Annotated in this window: 12 protein-coding genes; 8 read left to right on the plus strand and 4 right to left on the minus strand. The window is 53.4% G+C overall.

Translation table 11 applies throughout. The features are described from left to right. Nucleotides 1–2: 2 nt before the first annotated feature. Entirely contained in the window at nt 3–896 is an 894-nt protein-coding gene (locus MKX63_RS13790; RefSeq protein ID WP_341017720.1) for a carbohydrate ABC transporter permease, read from the plus strand. 19 nt (nt 897–915) lie between these two features. Then, the gene (locus tag MKX63_RS13795; protein WP_341017721.1) at nt 916–1,722 is read left to right on the plus strand and encodes a Nif3-like dinuclear metal center hexameric protein; all 807 of its coding nucleotides are present in this window, start codon (nt 916–918) and stop codon (nt 1,720–1,722) included. 48 nt (nt 1,723–1,770) lie between these two features. Here the strand turns inward: MKX63_RS13795 and MKX63_RS13800 are convergent, their stop codons facing one another. Both MKX63_RS13800 and MKX63_RS13805 read right to left on the minus strand, forming a co-directional pair. Further along, on the minus strand, nt 1,771–2,340 hold the full coding sequence (locus MKX63_RS13800; protein ID WP_341017722.1) for a hypothetical protein: 570 nt from the start codon (nt 2,338–2,340) through the stop codon (nt 1,771–1,773). Further along, on the minus strand, nt 2,337–3,959 hold the full coding sequence (locus MKX63_RS13805; RefSeq protein WP_341017723.1) for a xylulokinase: 1,623 nt from the start codon (nt 3,957–3,959) through the stop codon (nt 2,337–2,339). The genes MKX63_RS13800 and MKX63_RS13805 overlap by 4 nt, the downstream gene beginning before the upstream one ends. Before the next feature lie 672 nt (nt 3,960–4,631). On the opposite strand from MKX63_RS13805, the gene MKX63_RS13810 reads away from it, so the two are divergent. The 5 genes from MKX63_RS13810 to MKX63_RS13830 all read left to right on the plus strand — a co-directional run bounded on the left by MKX63_RS13810 (nt 4,632) and on the right by MKX63_RS13830 (nt 12,171). Continuing rightward, nucleotides 4,632–6,215: an acyl CoA:acetate/3-ketoacid CoA transferase gene (locus tag MKX63_RS13810; RefSeq protein WP_341017725.1), complete on the plus strand. Its 1,584-nt coding sequence runs from the start codon at nt 4,632–4,634 to the stop codon at nt 6,213–6,215. A 48-nt stretch (nt 6,216–6,263) separates the two neighbouring features. Beyond that, nucleotides 6,264–7,502, plus strand: a complete 1,239-nt coding sequence (locus tag MKX63_RS13815; protein WP_341017726.1) for an L-lactate MFS transporter — start codon at nt 6,264–6,266, stop codon at nt 7,500–7,502. 30 nt (nt 7,503–7,532) lie between these two features. Further along, nucleotides 7,533–8,486, plus strand: a complete 954-nt coding sequence (locus MKX63_RS13820; protein WP_341017727.1) for a DUF561 domain-containing protein — start codon at nt 7,533–7,535, stop codon at nt 8,484–8,486. 105 nt (nt 8,487–8,591) lie between these two features. Then, on the plus strand, nt 8,592–9,980 hold the full coding sequence (locus tag MKX63_RS13825; protein ID WP_341017728.1) for a sigma-54 interaction domain-containing protein: 1,389 nt from the start codon (nt 8,592–8,594) through the stop codon (nt 9,978–9,980). 70 nt (nt 9,981–10,050) lie between these two features. Continuing rightward, nucleotides 10,051–12,171 (plus strand): serine hydrolase, encoded by a 2,121-nt coding sequence (locus MKX63_RS13830; RefSeq protein WP_341017729.1) that lies wholly within the window; start codon nt 10,051–10,053, stop codon nt 12,169–12,171. 216 nt (nt 12,172–12,387) lie between these two features. Here MKX63_RS13830 and MKX63_RS13835 read toward each other — a convergent pair whose 3' ends face one another. Further along, a complete protein-coding gene (locus MKX63_RS13835; RefSeq protein WP_341017731.1) occupies nt 12,388–13,452 on the minus strand; it encodes an ankyrin repeat domain-containing protein in 1,065 nt (354 codons plus the stop codon). A 184-nt stretch (nt 13,453–13,636) separates the two neighbouring features. Here MKX63_RS13835 and MKX63_RS13840 point away from each other — a divergent pair, with 184 nt between their 5' ends. After that, a complete protein-coding gene (locus tag MKX63_RS13840) occupies nt 13,637–14,803 on the plus strand; it encodes a leucine-rich repeat domain-containing protein (protein WP_341017732.1) in 1,167 nt (388 codons plus the stop codon). A gap of 71 nt (nt 14,804–14,874) precedes the next feature. Here the strand turns inward: MKX63_RS13840 and MKX63_RS13845 are convergent, their stop codons facing one another. Beyond that, nucleotides 14,875–15,726 (minus strand): aldo/keto reductase, encoded by an 852-nt coding sequence (locus tag MKX63_RS13845; RefSeq protein WP_341017733.1) that lies wholly within the window; start codon nt 15,724–15,726, stop codon nt 14,875–14,877. Between the last annotated feature and the right edge of the window lie 159 nt (nt 15,727–15,885).

The raw sequence follows: 15,885 nt of genomic DNA on the forward strand, positions 1-15,885 counted from the left end.
GGATGATCCAAACAAGAGGAGAACGAACGTTTACGGTGTTTTCTGCGGTCGTGATGATCCTGCTGACGGTTTTTGCTTTTTTGCCCTTCCTGCTGATTGTAATTGCTTCGTTCACGGAGGAGACGGCCCTGATCCGCAACGGCTACAGCTTCTTCCCGGAGCATACCAGCCTGGAGGCGTACCGGTACATTAAGTCCTCGGCGTATATTTTCATCAGAGCATACGGGGTTTCCTTTCTGGTGACGATTCTTGGAACCGCCATTGGACTGCTTATAACAAGCATGCTCGCATATCCAATGTCGCGGTCTGATTTCAAATATCACAATACGCTGGCTTTTGTCGTGTTCTTCACCATGCTGTTCAGCGGGGGGATTGTGCCTTCGTACATCATGTGGACCCAGTATTTCCATATCAAAAATACGCTGTGGGCGCTGATCCTGCCCAATCTGCTGGCGAACGGGTTCAACGTCCTGCTGGTCCGTAACTACTTCAAGAATAATGTGCCGCTGGAGATTATCGAAGCTGCCCAGATCGACGGTGCCTCGGAGCTGCGGACCTTCTTCCGCATCATGCTTCCGCTGTCCATGCCGGTCATGGCAACGGTCGGGATGTTCATGGGCCTGGCCTATTGGAATGACTGGATCAATGCGTTATATTTTGTATCTAAGCCGCAATTGTACGGTATTCAGAATCTGCTGATGCAGCTCATGAGCAATATCCAGTTCCTCAATTCCGGCCAGGCCGGGAGTGTGCTCGGAGCCGACACGGTCTCGCTGCCAAGTACAGCGGTGCGGATGGCGATGGCGGTGCTGGGCATTGTGCCGGTGCTGTTCGTGCTGCCGTTCATGCAGAAGTACCTGACCCGCGGCGTGGTGATCGGAGCTGTCAAAGGCTAAATATGAAGGAGATGAGCGTATGAAAGTGCAAGAGGTGATTGACCGGATTCTGCTCGATTGCTGCGGGGGACGGAGGCTGGAGCAGACCTGTGATGTGCTGGCGAGCGGCAGTGAAGAGATGGAGGTCACAGGGATTGTCACAACATTCATGGCCACGGTAGAGGTCATTAAGGAAGCCATTGCGGCTCGCGCCAACCTGATTATCACCCATGAGCCAACCTACTATACCGGCAAGGATACGCTGGACTGGCTGCAGCAGGACCCCGTATATCTGGCGAAAAAAAAGCTGATCGAGGAGCACGGCATTACAATCTGGCGCTTCCATGACCATATGCATCTGGCGGATACGGACCGGATCTATGACGGACTGCTGAAGGAGCTGGATTGGGCAGATAAGAAGCTGGACGACAAGGACGCCTGGGGATATCTGATCGAGGAGACTACCGTGGGCGGGCTGGCCGGCTTCCTGAAGCAGCGGCTGGGTATGAAGGTGATTCAGATCGTCGGCAACCCGGAGGCGCTCTGCTCCCGTATCGGTATCCTTGTCGGCGGCGGCAGTCTGGGCCTGGGCCGGGAGCAGATGCCGATGGAGCTGATGCAGGAGAAGAATCTGGATGTGATGGTCTGCGGTGACATTACGGAGTGGACCTTATGTGCTTACATCAATGACGCCGCGATGCTGGGCATGAACAAGGCGATGATCGTGATCGGTCACGAGCGCTCCGAGGAATGGGGCATGAAGTATATGGCCGAGTGGCTGGCGCCGCTGGTGGACGGGCTTCCGGTTACATTCGTAGATACGAGGGAGCCGTTTGTGTATTTGTGAGACAAAAGCAGCCATCCCCCGCTACCGGGAGGATGGCTGCTTTTTATACTACTGCAAGACGTAATTGCCCGTAGCTCTGTACTTGCCCGCCTTGGCGTCCCAGGTGAAGATCCCCTCTGCCAGGTCCCAGCCGCCGCCCTCGTCTTTGAAGTCCTTCCAGTATTGGTGCAGGCGCCCCTTCTTATCGATCTCGGCTCCCTGATCGCCCATGAACTGAAGCTTCTTGGTCAGAGTGCCATAGTTCAGGCGGTAGACCGAGACTTGGGTGTTCGAGGGCAGATAATCCACGGTAACCGCCAGTTGCTTCTCCGTAGGTGAGACGGCAAAGATATGCATATCCGCTTCATCCTCTTCGAACTCCATAATCTGCTTATCAATTAACACCACTACACCCTTGGAGTTCACCAGATACAAATTGCCCGACTCGGTGAGCAGGAAGCTCTCCTTCTTCTGATCGTTATTCAGGTCTGCGGTCTTCAGCAACCGTACCGTTTCTCCAGGGAACTTCTGCTTGAGCAATGCCTTAGCATCCGGTGCCTTAGCGTAAGCAAAGGGAGTGGGCGCAGCCAGCAGCACGAGCGCCAGCAATGCAGCAAACAGCATTTTATTCTTCATCATAGAGATTCTCCTCTCTTCCGGTTCTCCAGTAAATGCTCTGCCGCCGCCTGCTCGATGGGCAGCCCGCTGGTGTAACGCTCCATATAGCGGGCAAAGCCATCCACATCGGCAGGGTCAGGCGCTACCTCCTGTCCTTCCATGTTACAGAACACCTTAGAGCTCAAGTAATCCGCCAGGCTCTCGTTCGGCTCCTTATGCCTCATATAAGAGGCCAGAATGGCTATTCCCCATGCGCCGCCTTCACCAGCCGTAGACAGGACTGAGACCGGAACATTGAGAGCAGTTGCACAGATCCGCTGGCCGACCTGCGGGGTGCGGAACAATCCGCCATGCGCTGAAATACGGTCAATAGTTACCCGTTCCTGCCCGGTCAGAATCTCCATTCCGAGTCTTAACGCAGCGAAGGCACTATACAGGTGCGCTCTCATAAAGTTAGCCAGAGTGAACCGGCTCTGCGGCGAACGGACGAATAGCGGACGCCCTTCGGCAATTCCGGTGATGTTCTCGCCTGAATAGTAACCGTAGCTCAGCAAGCCGCCATCCGCATCCGCTTCCAGTGCCTGGTTCAGCAGGACACTGAATAACTGGTCCATGTCTGGCGTAAAGCCCATGGCCTCATAGAATTCACGGAACAAGCCGACCCAGGCATTCAAATCGCTGGAGCAGTTATTGGCAAGCACCATAGCAACCGGGCTGCCTTCCGGTGTATTTACGATATCAATCTCAGGGTGGGCCGCACTTAGATTCTGCTCCAGCACAAACATGGCAAAGACCGACGTTCCCACGGAAATATTGCCGGTGCGTTTCCTGACGCTGCCTGTAGCGACCATGCCTGTTCCGGCATCGCCCTCCGGCGGGCATAGCGGAATACCGGACTGCAAACGGCCTGACGGGTCGATCAGCCGGGCACCTGCTTCACTGAGATTTCCTGCATTCATACCAGCTGTATACACTGTAGGCAGGATATCTTGCAGCTTCCATGGATAACCCCTGCCGGCAGTTAGAGTGGTGAACTGCTTCACCATTTCTTCATTGTACTGCTTCGTTGCTTCGTCGATGGGGAACATCCCGGAGGCATCCCCGATCCCGAGCGCCCTGCGGCCCGTCAGCAGCAAGTGAATGTAACCCGATAAAGTCGTAAGATAATCTATTCCGGCCACATGCTCTTCACTGTTCAAAATAGCCTGATACAAGTGGGCGATACTCCAGCGCTCTGGAATTTTGAACTGGAATGTCCTGCTTAGCTCCGATGCAGCGGCGCTTGTGGTAGCATTGCGCCAGGTACGGAATGGAACGAGCAGCTCTCCCGCCTGGTCCAGCGCAATATACCCCTGCATCATGGCCGAGCAGCCTATAGAGCCGACGGTTTGCAGTGTGACACCATAGGTCTGCTGAACCGCTTGCTGTAATTGCTGGTAGGCTGCTTGCAGCCCTTGAACTGCTTCACTGAGATCGTAGGTCCAGTACCCATTAGTGAATTGATTCTCCCATTCATAGGTGCCGGAGGCAATCGTTTCAAAATGGTGATCGATCAGCACAGTCTTGATTCGCGTAGACCCAAACTCAATTCCGAGCGACGTTTCTCCCTGAACAATCGCCTGTTTGATGGAATGCGTCATGATAGCGTTCCCCCTCTGGCTAAAATTGTCCAGAATATAACATATACAAGCAATAGTGTACAACCCCTCGGCTCTTTTTTGAACTGACTTTATCCTGATTGGCTGTTGCAAATCTGCAATAAACCCTCCGTAAGAAAAATATTTTATTTTTTTTGGCCACGCTAAAATGTCTTGAAGTCTTATCTCCAACCCTTTGTCAGATCCGCCGGACAGGATAGGTCATGGACCTTGTTCATTTTAATGCCCATCCGGCCCGGCTGGAGAAAATAGTGTGGTTATTTTGCGACTGGCGGGTCCCGCGGAAACGCAGAAAATATACTTAGCGGTACAAATCAAGAAATCTTATGGCGGGCAGCGGCCGGAAGTCCAAATGTTCACCGCAGCGACGGCCAAGCATTGAGTTCAAACCTAAGTAGGCTTGAATTAAGAGAACAGCTCCCCAACAATTTGTGCAGCCGCCAAGGCCAGTCGCAAAAAAACAACAGAAAAATGCCTTGAATTCAAGGCATTTTGGAGCTATTGACCGGTCTTTTATTCTGTATTACGATGACCTTGAGAAAAGTTTCACAAGGAAATTCAGTCTCGCAAATCAGCAAAAATGAGACACACAGAAAGGCTATTATTTTTTTAATATGTGTAGTGAAATAATTCACATAAAGAGGAGCAGATGAAATGACAAAAGTAATTTCAGCAGCCAAAGCAGCAGAACTCATCAAGGACGGGGACACCGTAGCAGCGAGCGGATTTGGATTATCCTGCTGGGCAGAAGAGATGGGGATCGCCATTGAAGAGCGCTTCCTGCAGACCGGACAACCGAAGAATCTGACCGTGATGCACGCCAGTGCCGTCGGCAACCGCCGCGACAAGGGCATGAGCCACCTGGGCCATGAAGGCCTCATCAAACGCTGGATTGGCGGTATCGCCATCGCTTCCCCAGGGCTAGCTAAGCTGATCGAAGAAGATAAATGCGAAGCCTACAATCTGCCGCAGGGAGTCATTACCCAGCTCTACCGCGAGATTGCCGCTAAGCGTCCGGGTGTGATTACCAAGGTAGGCATGGAGACCTTCGTCGATCCCCGCGTGGAGGGCGGCAAGATGTCCCCTTCTACGAAGGAAGACATTGTGAAGGTGATTGAACTGGAAGGCGAGGAGTGGCTGTTCTACAAGACCTTCCCGATTCAGATCGCCCTCATCCGCGGAACCGTAGCGGACGAGAACGGCAACCTGACGCTGGAAAAAGAAGGACTGCACATGGAGGTGCTGCCGATTGCCCAGGCGGTCCGCAACTCCGGCGGCATCGTGATTGCCCAGGTAGAGACCGTGGCCAAGAACGGCACCTTGAATCCGAAGGATGTGAAGGTGCCGGGCATTCTGGTAGATTACCTCGTCGTGTCCACCCCGGAGAATCATTACCAGACCGAGAATACGCAGTATAACCCGGCATTCTCCGGTCATGTGAAAGTGCCTGTGGATTCGATTGAAGTCCTGCCGCTGGATGAACGCAAAATCATCTCCCGCCGCACAGCCGTCGAGCTTCAGCCGAATACCATTCTGAATCTCGGCGTCGGCATCCCGGTGAATGTAGCGAACATTGCTGCTGAAGAGGGCGTGGACGACCAACTGATTCTGACGACAGAGGCAGGCTCGATTGGCGGTGTTCCCGCAGGTCTGAAGGATTTCGGGCATGCCTACAACTCCGAGGCGATTGTAGATCATGATTCCCAGTTCGATTTCTATGACGGCGGCGGCATTGATCTGTCGGTCCTTGGCCTGGCCCAGACGGATGAGTCGGGAAACGTGAATGTCAGTAAATTCGGCACACGCGTTGCGGGCTGCGGCGGATTCATCAATATCTCTCAGGCGGCGAAGAAGCTGGTATTCGCGGGTACTTTTACAGCGGGCGGGCTGCAGATCAAGGTAGAGAACGGTAAGCTGCACATCATTCAAGAGGGCAAGGCCAAGAAATTCATCTCAAAGGTACAGCAGATCACCTTCAGCGGATCTTATGCCGCCAAGGTACAGCAGCCGGTTGTGTATGTTACGGAGCGCGCTGTCTTTGAACTTCTGAACGGGAAAATGACCTTAACCGAAATCGCGCCAGGCATTGACTTGCAGACAGAGATTCTGGATCAGATGGACTTCAAGCCGGTCATTTCACCGAATCTGAAGGAGATGGACGCGGCTATGTTCCAAGAGAACTGGGGCATGCTGAAGTCGATTATCGCGGATAAGAACCGGGTGCTGCAGGAAGTGTAAGCATTAGCAAGCTCTAATCATAAACCATATCAGAAAAGAGATGAGATCATGAACGTAGAATTGAACCGCTGGAGGATACTCATTGCCTCAACCATTATTAACATCTGTGTAGGCGCGATTTATGCTTTTAGTATTTTTGCACTGCCGCTGACCAAGGTATTTGATGTGACGATGCCGGTTATTATGATTGCTTTTACAATTAATGGGGCGATTTCCCCGATTCCGATGATTCTGGGCGGCAAGCTGGTGGATAAAGGCGGGGCCAAGAAGGCGGTCTTCATCGGCGGTGCAATGTTCGGGATTGGTTTCATTCTCTCGGGTCTGGCTACTGCACCTTGGATGCTGTATATCACTTATGGCGTCATTACCGGGATTGGACAGGGAATCGTGTATTCCTCGACCATCGGGAACAGCGTCAAGCTCTTTCCGGATAAAAGAGGGCTGGCAGCGGGGATCGTTACCGCCGGATATGGCGGCGGCACCATCGCTATCGCTCCTATCGCTAATGCGCTGATCACTAGCAATGGTGTACAATCTGCTTTAATTACGCTCGGTATTGCTTTCCTGGTGGTTATTCTGGGCCTTGGCTTGCTGGTGAAGCCTGCTCCTGCCGGTTATGCTCCTGAGGGCTGGACGCCTCCGGCTGCCGCAGCTGTAAAGGGCGGAGCCAACATCCGGTGGAACGAGATGATTAAGAAGCCGATATTCTATGTGATTGCCTGCCTGTTCCTGATCGGCGCCCTGTCTGGTATGATGGTGACCTCGAACGCATCTGTTATCGGTCAAAAAATGTTCGGCTTAACCGCAGCCGCCGCAGCGCTCTATGTCAGCTTGTACTCCCTGAGCAACTGTCTGGGCCGTGTATTCTGGGGCGCAGTGTCCGATAGAATCGGCCGGGTGAAATGCCTGCTGATGATCTACCTTGTCATTGCAGCTATGATGCTCACGATTGCTTTATCCTCTTCTGTTGCCGGATTTGCTGTCGCCATTGCCGGAATCGGCTTATGCTTCGGCGGAACGATGGGCATCTTCCCGTCCATTGTCGGTGAGAAATTCGGCATGAAATATTACGGCGTGAACTACGGTGTCACCTTCATCGGCTACTCGGGAGCCGCATTCTTTGGACCGAGAATTGCCGGCAGTGTAGCGGCAGCCAATGACGGCAACTTCACGAATGCTTTTTACATCGCGCTGGTCATCTCCCTGGTCGGCTTCGCCTTAACCTTCGTCTACAAAGCGATGGAGAACAAGCAGAAGCCCGAGCCGGAAGTGGCTAAGGCGGCTTAAAAAATTTATTAATATATGGAGGTAATTATAATGTCGATTACACAACTGTTAGGAATTAAATATCCGATTTTCCAGGGCGGTATGGCTCAGATTGCCGTGTCTCCGCTGGTAGGCGCTGTATCCAACGCAGGCGGGCTGGGCATCATCGGCTCCGGCGGATTCACCGCCGACCGTCTCCGTGACGAGATCCGCAAGGCCAAAGCAAGCACCGATAAGCCGTTTGCCGTTAACCTGATGCTGATGATGAACAATATTCCTGAGCTGATCCAGGTTATTATAGAAGAAGGCGTGAAGATAGTAACCACAGGCGCAGGCACCCCCGCTCCTTATATGCCGGTTCTGAAGGAGCATGGCATTATCGTGATTCCGGTAGTCCCTTCCGTCAAAATCGCCAAGAAAATGGAAGCGCTCGGTGTCGATGCGATTGTAGCTGAGGGAACGGAGGCTGGCGGACATGTTGGTGAAACTACGACGATGGCCTTACTGCCGCAAGTCGCCAGCGCGGTATCGATTCCGGTAATCGGGGCCGGCGGGATTGCCGATGGACGCGGGATTGCCGCTGCTTTTGCACTCGGAGCCCAGGGGGTTCAGGTTGGAACCCGGTTCCTCGCAACTGTGGAATGCCCGACACATGAGAACTTCAAGCTGGCGGTTATCAACGCCGATGATACCAGCACAACCGTAACCGGCCGCAGTCTGGGCGGACCTGTAAGAAGCATTAAGAACAGCATGATTGCCGAATTCCTCAGAATGGAGAATGAGAAGGCATCGCGTGAGGAGCTGGAGAGCTTAAGCCTGGGCTCGCTGCGCAGAGCTGTATATGAAGGAGATACCGATACTGGCTCCGTAATGGCTGGACAGATCTGCGGGATGGTCAACCAAATTACCACCGTGGAAGAGATGATCACCACCATGTTCGCTGAGGCGCAGGAAGTCATGGACAAGATGGGTAAAGTAACCTTTGAAGCTGTAGCACACGCCTAATTAAGGTTTTGCTAACCATTAGCCAAATGGTATCATTTATATAATGATGCGGTTTGGCTTTTTGTCTAGCCGGAATGTAAGCGTCCATATTATGGTATAGGACTGATGAATGTGACCAAAAAAAACAAAAATACCAATAAACCCTCCATCGACGAGTTCGTGGAAGAATATCCGTCTACGTTATTTGTGACCGATCAGAACGGGAATATCCTCATCTCCAATGAATTCACCGCGCTAACCATCGGTATCCATCTGGAAGAACTGCTTAAGGCGAATGTCCAGGATCTGGTGAAGGCGGGCTATTACAGCCATTCCATCACGATGGAGGCTATCGCGACCAAGCAGAAGGTATCCCGGACCGTTAATACCTCCAGAGGCTTCCATGTCTTCTCGTCGGCGATTCCCATTCTGGACAAGGACGGGGAGGTACAGCTGGTCGTTACCACCTCCAACGAATTCAGCCAGGAGCAGAACTATTATGAAGCAAATGTGCCTGTCGCCCAGCAGATCCATAAGCAGTTAGGCGGTATGGCGGCGGAGAAGAAGAAGGGCATCGTGGCCGAGAGTCTGGCGATGAAGCAGATTATCAAGGTCTGTAACCAGATTGCGTCTTACGACAGCAAGGTGCTGATCTACGGCGAGTCCGGGACGGGCAAAGAAGTGATTGCCAAGTACATCCATCTGAAGAGCGAGAAGTGGAAGGGGCCATTCATTCCGATTAACTGCGCTGCGATTGCTCCGGCTCTTTTTGAATACGAATTGTTCGGGTATGAGAAGGGCGTGCTTGAGGGGCAGACGGAGGTTAAGGCCGGTATGATTGAAATTGCGAGCGGCGGCGTACTGTTCCTCGATGAGATTGCTGATCTGCCGATGGAGATGCAGGCCAAGCTGCTGCGGGTGCTGGAGAACAATGAAGTGCGGCGGGTGGGCGGTCTTACAAATATTCCGGTCAATTGCCGGGTGATCTCCGCGACGAACCGCGATTTGTGGAGTCTGGTGAAGAAGGGGCTGTTCCGCGAGGATCTGTATTACCGGATTAACGTCATCCCGATTCATATCCCGCCGCTGCGCAACCGCAAGCTGGATCTGGTAGGGTTAATCTCCAGCTTCATCGCCGGCTTCAATGAGATGTACGGCAAGAAATATGTGCTCAGTGCCGAAGAGTTCGATAAGATGCTGAACGAGCCCTGGCATGGAAACGTGAGAGAACTAAGGAATTACATCGAGAGGCTGGTGGTGACCGAGCATGTGGGCCAGAGCCCGCAGGAGGAAGAGCAGATCGGCGACTGGTTCTCCCTTGACCATTTCATCGAGAAGAATAAGCACCAGCTCTCCACCCTGAAGGATTTCACTGCCGTAGCGGAGGGCCATTATATCAAAAAAATGCTGCAGGATTGTGCCGGGAACGGGACCGAGGCGGCCAAGCGCCTGAACGTAGACCGGTCGGTGATTTACAGAAAGCTGAAGAAGATGGAAGAGGTGCTGGGGAATTAAGTGAACCAATTTCCAGGATTAGGCGTATTAACTATTATGCCTATAATTCTATGGAAATGGAGTGAATTAAATGAATGTGTCATGGTTACGTTCCCGCTCTGCCTTGTGGACGAGGACTGTGTTATCGGCTGCACTGGTTCTGACACTGACGGCCCCGGCTGTCCATGCCGCCGCTGTTCCCCCTGCTTCTTCGGCCGCTCCGGCCGCTGCCGCTGTAACGGGCAAGCCGCTGACTACTGAGAATGTGGATGCCTTCCTTAAGCCGTTCTTCGGCTCGAAGGATGTGCAGGCACAGCTTGCCGGTGCCGTTGTTGTAGTCGTTAAGGACGGCAAGACCGTAGTGAAGGAAGGCTTCGGATACGCAGATAAGGCTGCCAAAACCAAGGTAGACCCTGACAAGACCGTCTTCCGTATGGCCTCCGTCTCCAAAACCTTCACCGCCACTGCTGCCATGCAGCTCGTGGAGCAGGGCAAGCTCGATTTGAAGGCGGATTTTCAAACCTATACCGGCAAGATGGCCTTCGACAATCCCTTCGGAGTTCCGGTAACGGTTGCGGATCTGCTGACTCACACCACCGGCTTCCGTATTCAGGACCCGCTGCCGGAGGATATCAACCAGGATTTCACCACTAAGGTGTCGATTGAGGATTATGTGGTGAAGCATATGCCGCCGGTGGTGCGTGAGCCGGGCACTTCTTACATGTATGACAACTTCGCTTCGATGCTGCTTGGTCTGGTGGTAGAGAAGGCCAGCGGCATGCCGTATGAGGATTATATGCAGCAGCATGTATTCGCCCCGCTGAAGATGGATTCAAGCGGCTTCCTGCTGGAAGGTAAGCTGAAGGACAATCTTGCTACGGCCTATGACGCTACGGGCATAGAGGTCGATCTGTACAATGTGACGCCAACCGTGATGCCTCAAGGCGGCATGCTGTCTACTGGCGATGATGTTGCCAAGTTCATGACGGCATTTCTGAACGGGGGAGCGGTTGACAATAACCGCATTCTTAAGGCTGACACCATACAATCGATGGAGGAATACCGTTCTTCCATTCATCCTATGCTACCGAATACCACCTACGGCTTTGAAGCGCCTTTACAGCTTCAGGGAGCCGGCAGCAGTTCCAAGATTATCACCAAGGCTGGCGATTTAATTGGCTTCAGCACTTATATGTTCCTGATCCCCGAGCAGAACACCGGGGTATTCATTGCCTATAATCAGCAGAGTACACTGCGGGAGCAGTTTTATCCGGCTTTTATTCAGAGCTTCTTCCCGCAATATGCCGCACCGGTGAAGCTGGATGCCTACAAGCCGAAGAGCACTGAAGCGCTGAAGGCCTTCACTGGCTACTATGCGGATCTCCGTATGAAGAGTCTGGTGACTACAGTCTCTGTGCAGAATGGTACGCTAATGATTAACGATGGTTTTCTGGGTTCCCGCAAGCTGATCCAGGTAGACGATAATTTGTTCACGGATGAGCTGACCGGCAAATTTACGGGCTTCACCATGAAGGATGACGGAGGCAGCGCTTATCTCAAGGAGCCTTACCTCAATCCGTTCAGCTACGGGCAAAAGGGGCCGGACGGCGTCGGTTATGCCGATGTTCCGGCGAGCCATCCTTATGCCGCTCCGGTTCAGATGCTCCAGTCGCTGGGTTATCTGCCGAATGATGCTACGCTGAGCTTCCAGCCTGAGGCGGGCATTACGCGCGCCCAGTATGTGCGGCTGATGATGGAGAGCAGCGGACTCAAGGGAAGTTCGACTGAGAAGCTGGCCTTCCCGGATCTGCAGGGCCATCCCGATGCCGCTTTCATTCAGCAGGCTGTTGAGCTGGGCATGATTGAAGGAACGGCCAGCGGAGAATTCCAGCCGGACCGGGTGATCTCCCGCCAGGAGGCTGCGGTCTTGATATGGAGAGCATATAATAAGCAATACCCGGATAAGCTGTTCGAGAAGGTGAAGCTGTCCGGCACTACAGACAAATGGGCCGTTCCGGCCGTGAAGATGGCTGTCGCCCTGGGCCTGTACGGACCGGACTTCAAGCCGGATGCCAAGGGCGCTGTGGACTATAAGTCCAGAGAAGCGCTGAGCAAAAAGGAGAACGCCGCCATTCTGTACGCCCTGTTCACCAAGCCGATCGACCAGATCGTATCCAAGCTGTCGCAGCAGGCTGGGGACGGGGGGAAGTAACGTATTAATGGGTTGGAAGCTGTCCCGAGGGGCAGCCTTCTGGATAATGAATGACAGGACCGGCCTTGGGCCGGTCCTGTTTCATTTCTGGCGCTTCGGAATGTTGCGGGAAGCGGGCGTAGAGCGGAGATGAGGTGCATAAGTACACTTGAATTTCGTAATAGTCGGCTAGATGAGCGAATGAGGTGCAGGAATGCACTTGCTCACCGGCACAGCTTACATATGTGCGGACTTAGCGCCCAGGCCCTCCAGCCATGCGGCCAGTTCTGTGGCTTGGCAGCGTCTCGCGGCGTCCAGGGGAGTGAGGCCGTCCCATGGGGAGGGCCAGCTTAGCTCGGCTCCCTGGCCGAGCAGGTATTCGGCGGCGGTGCGCTGTCCGCCGTGGCAGGCGCACCAGAATGCGACGTTTACCTCTTCCGGTGCTGCTGAAGCAGAGCTTGCGCCCCAAGGATAGCGGCGCGGGAGCGGATGTCCGGCGAAGTGGGCCTCCAGCGCATCAAGCAGACCAAGCGCCGCCGCGTGCCATAGTGCAGGCTGCGCACCGCGCTCCACCAGCCGCTGCGCCGCCCGCCACTGCGCGAAGGCCACAGCATCGTCCAGCGGGGTGCCGCCGGCGATGACCGCACCTGGGGCCTCGATGTCGGCACCGGCATCAAGCAGCAGGTCCAGCACCTCGGTGTCATCGCTGCTTGCTGCCCAGTGCAGCGGCGTCTCGCGGTGCGCCCCGCTGAACTGCGCATTCACCTCCGCGCCTGCCTCAATCAGCACGCCAACGACCGCTGCATTATTGGGATAATGCCCCGGCCAGTCCGTGGCAATGTGCAGCAGTGTGCGCGACATCCCGCGATCAGTGCTGCCAGGGTTCACGCTTTTTGCTCCAGATTCTTCGCTTTCAGTGCCGCCGCCTGTGTTCTTACTGTTTGCGCTTGCCCCAGCGTCGCCGCCACTGTTAGCATTGTCAGTGTCCCTGCTGCCAGTCTCGGTGTAACTAACGCCCCCGCCATCATCAGGATTACCAGTGCCTTCGCTACTAGCCCCAGTGTTACTAACGCCCACACCGACAGTCTCTGTATTCCCGGCATCGCCAGTCTCCCCGCCGCCAGTCCCTTCGTTACTTGCCCGTCCCTCTTCAGTCCCAACAATCCGGGCTGTAGCCAGCCCCGGGTTTCCAGCCAGTAATTCTGTCAATCCCGGTACATCGCCGGTACGAATCGCCTGTACCACAGACTTCGCCAGCGGATCATCATATGTCATCCATGTCTGAGAACGCTCCGTGTTCATCCGTTAATTCCTCCGTTTTCGGTTCGGCAGTGTCCCATAATCATCCCGGCATCTGCCAGCATCTTTAGATTTCCTTCATTATAACAGAATATCAAACGCCTAATGATGGAGGCGACTTCATCCAGAGTGATCAACTCTCCAAGGTATGGTAGAATAATTCCAACGATCCGGGAGGAGGAGAACCATGCAATTTGAGATTACTCATGATTTCGCAGATGAACGTTTCCGGGAGTTTGTACAGGAGAACTTCTGCGGTGAACGTGAATCCATACTTAAGAGTGACATAGACACAGTAACCGCATTAAACCTGAGTGGCCTTGGAATCTCAAGTCTGCAAGGAATTGAGCATTTTACGGCCCTTCAGAAGCTGGATTGTTCCTATAACGGGTTAACCTTACTTGATCTTAGGCAGAACCGGGAACTGGTTAAGCTGAACTGCCGCAGTAACCTGCTGATCGAGCTGAACATGTCGCCTCATCAGTTATTGCAAGAGCTGGATTGCAGCCTGAATCTTTTCCGTACCCTGGACCTCAGCCGGAACACCAGGCTGGAGAAGCTGGAGTGTCAGGAGAATATGATATCGAGATTGGACTTAAGCAATAATCCTGGACTCATGGTACTCCAATGCTCCTATAACTCGCTGCATGAACTGAACCTCGGGCACAATACAGCACTGGAGCAGCTCGATTGCAGCAGCAATTATATCATTACTCTGAATATCGCAGAGTGTACGGAGCTTCTTGAAATCCGCTGCAATCATAATCATCTGACCCGCCTGGATACCAGCAAGCATCCAGGACTTACAGGTCTGCGTTGCTTCAATAATCATCTTACGGGTCTGGACCTCAGCCACAATAAGCAGTTGACCAAGCTCTATTGCTCGGAGAACAAGCTGACGGTACTGGATACGAGCCATAATCCGCAGCTTACGGAGTTGGATTATGCCAACAATCTTATCATCCAGCCCGATCATGAGGTGGAGGGTGTCGGAACCTTGCGGTATGATAATACCTTCACATGCTATAGCGCAGCTTTTTCCTATTTGGGCCATGAGCTTCCCGTGACCGCGGAGGTTAAGACCAAGACGGATGCGGAGCATTTGACCTCCCAGATTCAAAAAGTATGGGCTGAACTGGACAAGCTGCTTGACCGCGTATTGCTACAGATTGCCGGGGCCCATCCGGATGAAGATGTGAATGAGCTGGAGCTGGCCGAGCTTAACTTCGCTGATGACGGTTCCTTCCGTATCGGCTATGATGCCGGGGACACACCGGCGGGCCGGTTATGTATCTATGCAGCGTTTGATTCTGAGGGGGAGCTGGACCCTGAGCTGATCTATGAAATGTATTAGGCAGGTATGCCATAGACAGAGGCCCATGCGATTAAGCATGGGCCTTGTGCTGCTGAGGTATGATGGAGCTTTTACAGTTCAACCTTCCAGTTACCCAGCCGCTTTGCGATTTCCGGGTCCCGGTGGGAGAAGAACAGGCTCTCGCCTGTATCGAGCGCGGTAATCTGCGCCATATCCTCTGCACTCAGCGCAAAATCAAAAATATCGAAGTTCTCCACAATCCGCTCTTTGCGCACAGACTTCGGAATCGCCACGATATCACGCTGGATCAGCCAGCGCAGCACAACCTGTGCGACAGATTTGTTATGCTTAGCGGCAATCCCGGATAACACTTCATTGCTGAACAAGTTGTTTCGTCCTTCAGCGAATGGTCCCCATGATTCAATCTGCACTCCTTGTTCCTTCATAAAAGCAGCATTATCCGTCTGCTGATGGAACGGATGCGTCTCCACCTGATTGACCGCAGGCACAACCTTATTATGGACGATGAGGTCCATCAGCCGGTCCGGGAGGAAGTTGCTGACCCCGATCGCTCTGATTTTCCCTTCATGGTGCAGCTCTTCCATCGCCCGCCAAGCTCCGTAATAGTCCCCGAACGGCTGGTGAATGAGGTACAGATCCAGGTAGTCCAGCCCCAGCTTCTTCAGGGACTTGGCGAATGCAAGCTGGGCACTCTCGTATCCGGCATCCTGAATCCACAGCTTGGTGGTGATGAACAGCTCTTCGCGCGGTATACCACTGCGCTTGATGGCGCGGCCCACCGCCTCTTCATTCAGATATCCGGCAGCGGTGTCGATCAGTCGATAGCCTGCCATCAGTGCTTCGTACACTACCTTCTCACATTCTTCGCTATCTGGAACCTGATAGACACCGAAGCCGAGAATCGGCATTTTCACTCCATTGTTCAAGGTTACAGTCTGCATGCTCTTGTCCTCCTATGGTATATTTATAGTTATGGCAAACGGATAGCTATCCGGAAAAGTAATCCCGAACAGCAGGCACCTCAGCGGGGATTTCGCCGGCTGCCAATTTGCTATACAATAAGCCTATCGCCTTCGTGTAACACGAAGTCAAGCAGGGCT

This window comes from Paenibacillus sp. FSL R7-0179 (genome assembly GCF_038002265.1).
In the GTDB taxonomy this organism is placed as follows: Bacteria; Bacillota; Bacilli; order Paenibacillales; family Paenibacillaceae; genus Paenibacillus_AQ.

Excerpts from the sequence above, each read along its gene's own strand:
- MKX63_RS13810 (WP_341017725.1), top strand. The coding sequence starts at position 4,632 with ATGACAAAAGTAATTTCAGCAGCCAAAGCAGCAGAACTCATCAAGGAC.
- MKX63_RS13790 (WP_341017720.1), top strand. The coding sequence starts at position 3 with ATGATCCAAACAAGAGGAGAACGAACGTTTACGGTGTTTTCTGCGGTC.
- MKX63_RS13805 (WP_341017723.1), bottom strand. The coding sequence starts at position 3,959 with ATGACGCATTCCATCAAACAGGCGATTGTTCAGGGAGAAACGTCGCTC.
- MKX63_RS13835 (WP_341017731.1), bottom strand. The coding sequence starts at position 13,452 with ATGAACACGGAGCGTTCTCAGACATGGATGACATATGATGATCCGCTG.
- MKX63_RS13795 (WP_341017721.1), top strand. The coding sequence starts at position 916 with ATGAAAGTGCAAGAGGTGATTGACCGGATTCTGCTCGATTGCTGCGGG.
- MKX63_RS13830 (WP_341017729.1), top strand. The coding sequence starts at position 10,051 with ATGAATGTGTCATGGTTACGTTCCCGCTCTGCCTTGTGGACGAGGACT.
- MKX63_RS13800 (WP_341017722.1), bottom strand. The coding sequence starts at position 2,340 with ATGATGAAGAATAAAATGCTGTTTGCTGCATTGCTGGCGCTCGTGCTG.
- MKX63_RS13825 (WP_341017728.1), top strand. The coding sequence starts at position 8,592 with ATGAATGTGACCAAAAAAAACAAAAATACCAATAAACCCTCCATCGAC.
- MKX63_RS13845 (WP_341017733.1), bottom strand. The coding sequence starts at position 15,726 with ATGCAGACTGTAACCTTGAACAATGGAGTGAAAATGCCGATTCTCGGC.
- MKX63_RS13815 (WP_341017726.1), top strand. The coding sequence starts at position 6,264 with ATGAACGTAGAATTGAACCGCTGGAGGATACTCATTGCCTCAACCATT.
- MKX63_RS13840 (WP_341017732.1), top strand. The coding sequence starts at position 13,637 with ATGCAATTTGAGATTACTCATGATTTCGCAGATGAACGTTTCCGGGAG.
- MKX63_RS13820 (WP_341017727.1), top strand. The coding sequence starts at position 7,533 with ATGTCGATTACACAACTGTTAGGAATTAAATATCCGATTTTCCAGGGC.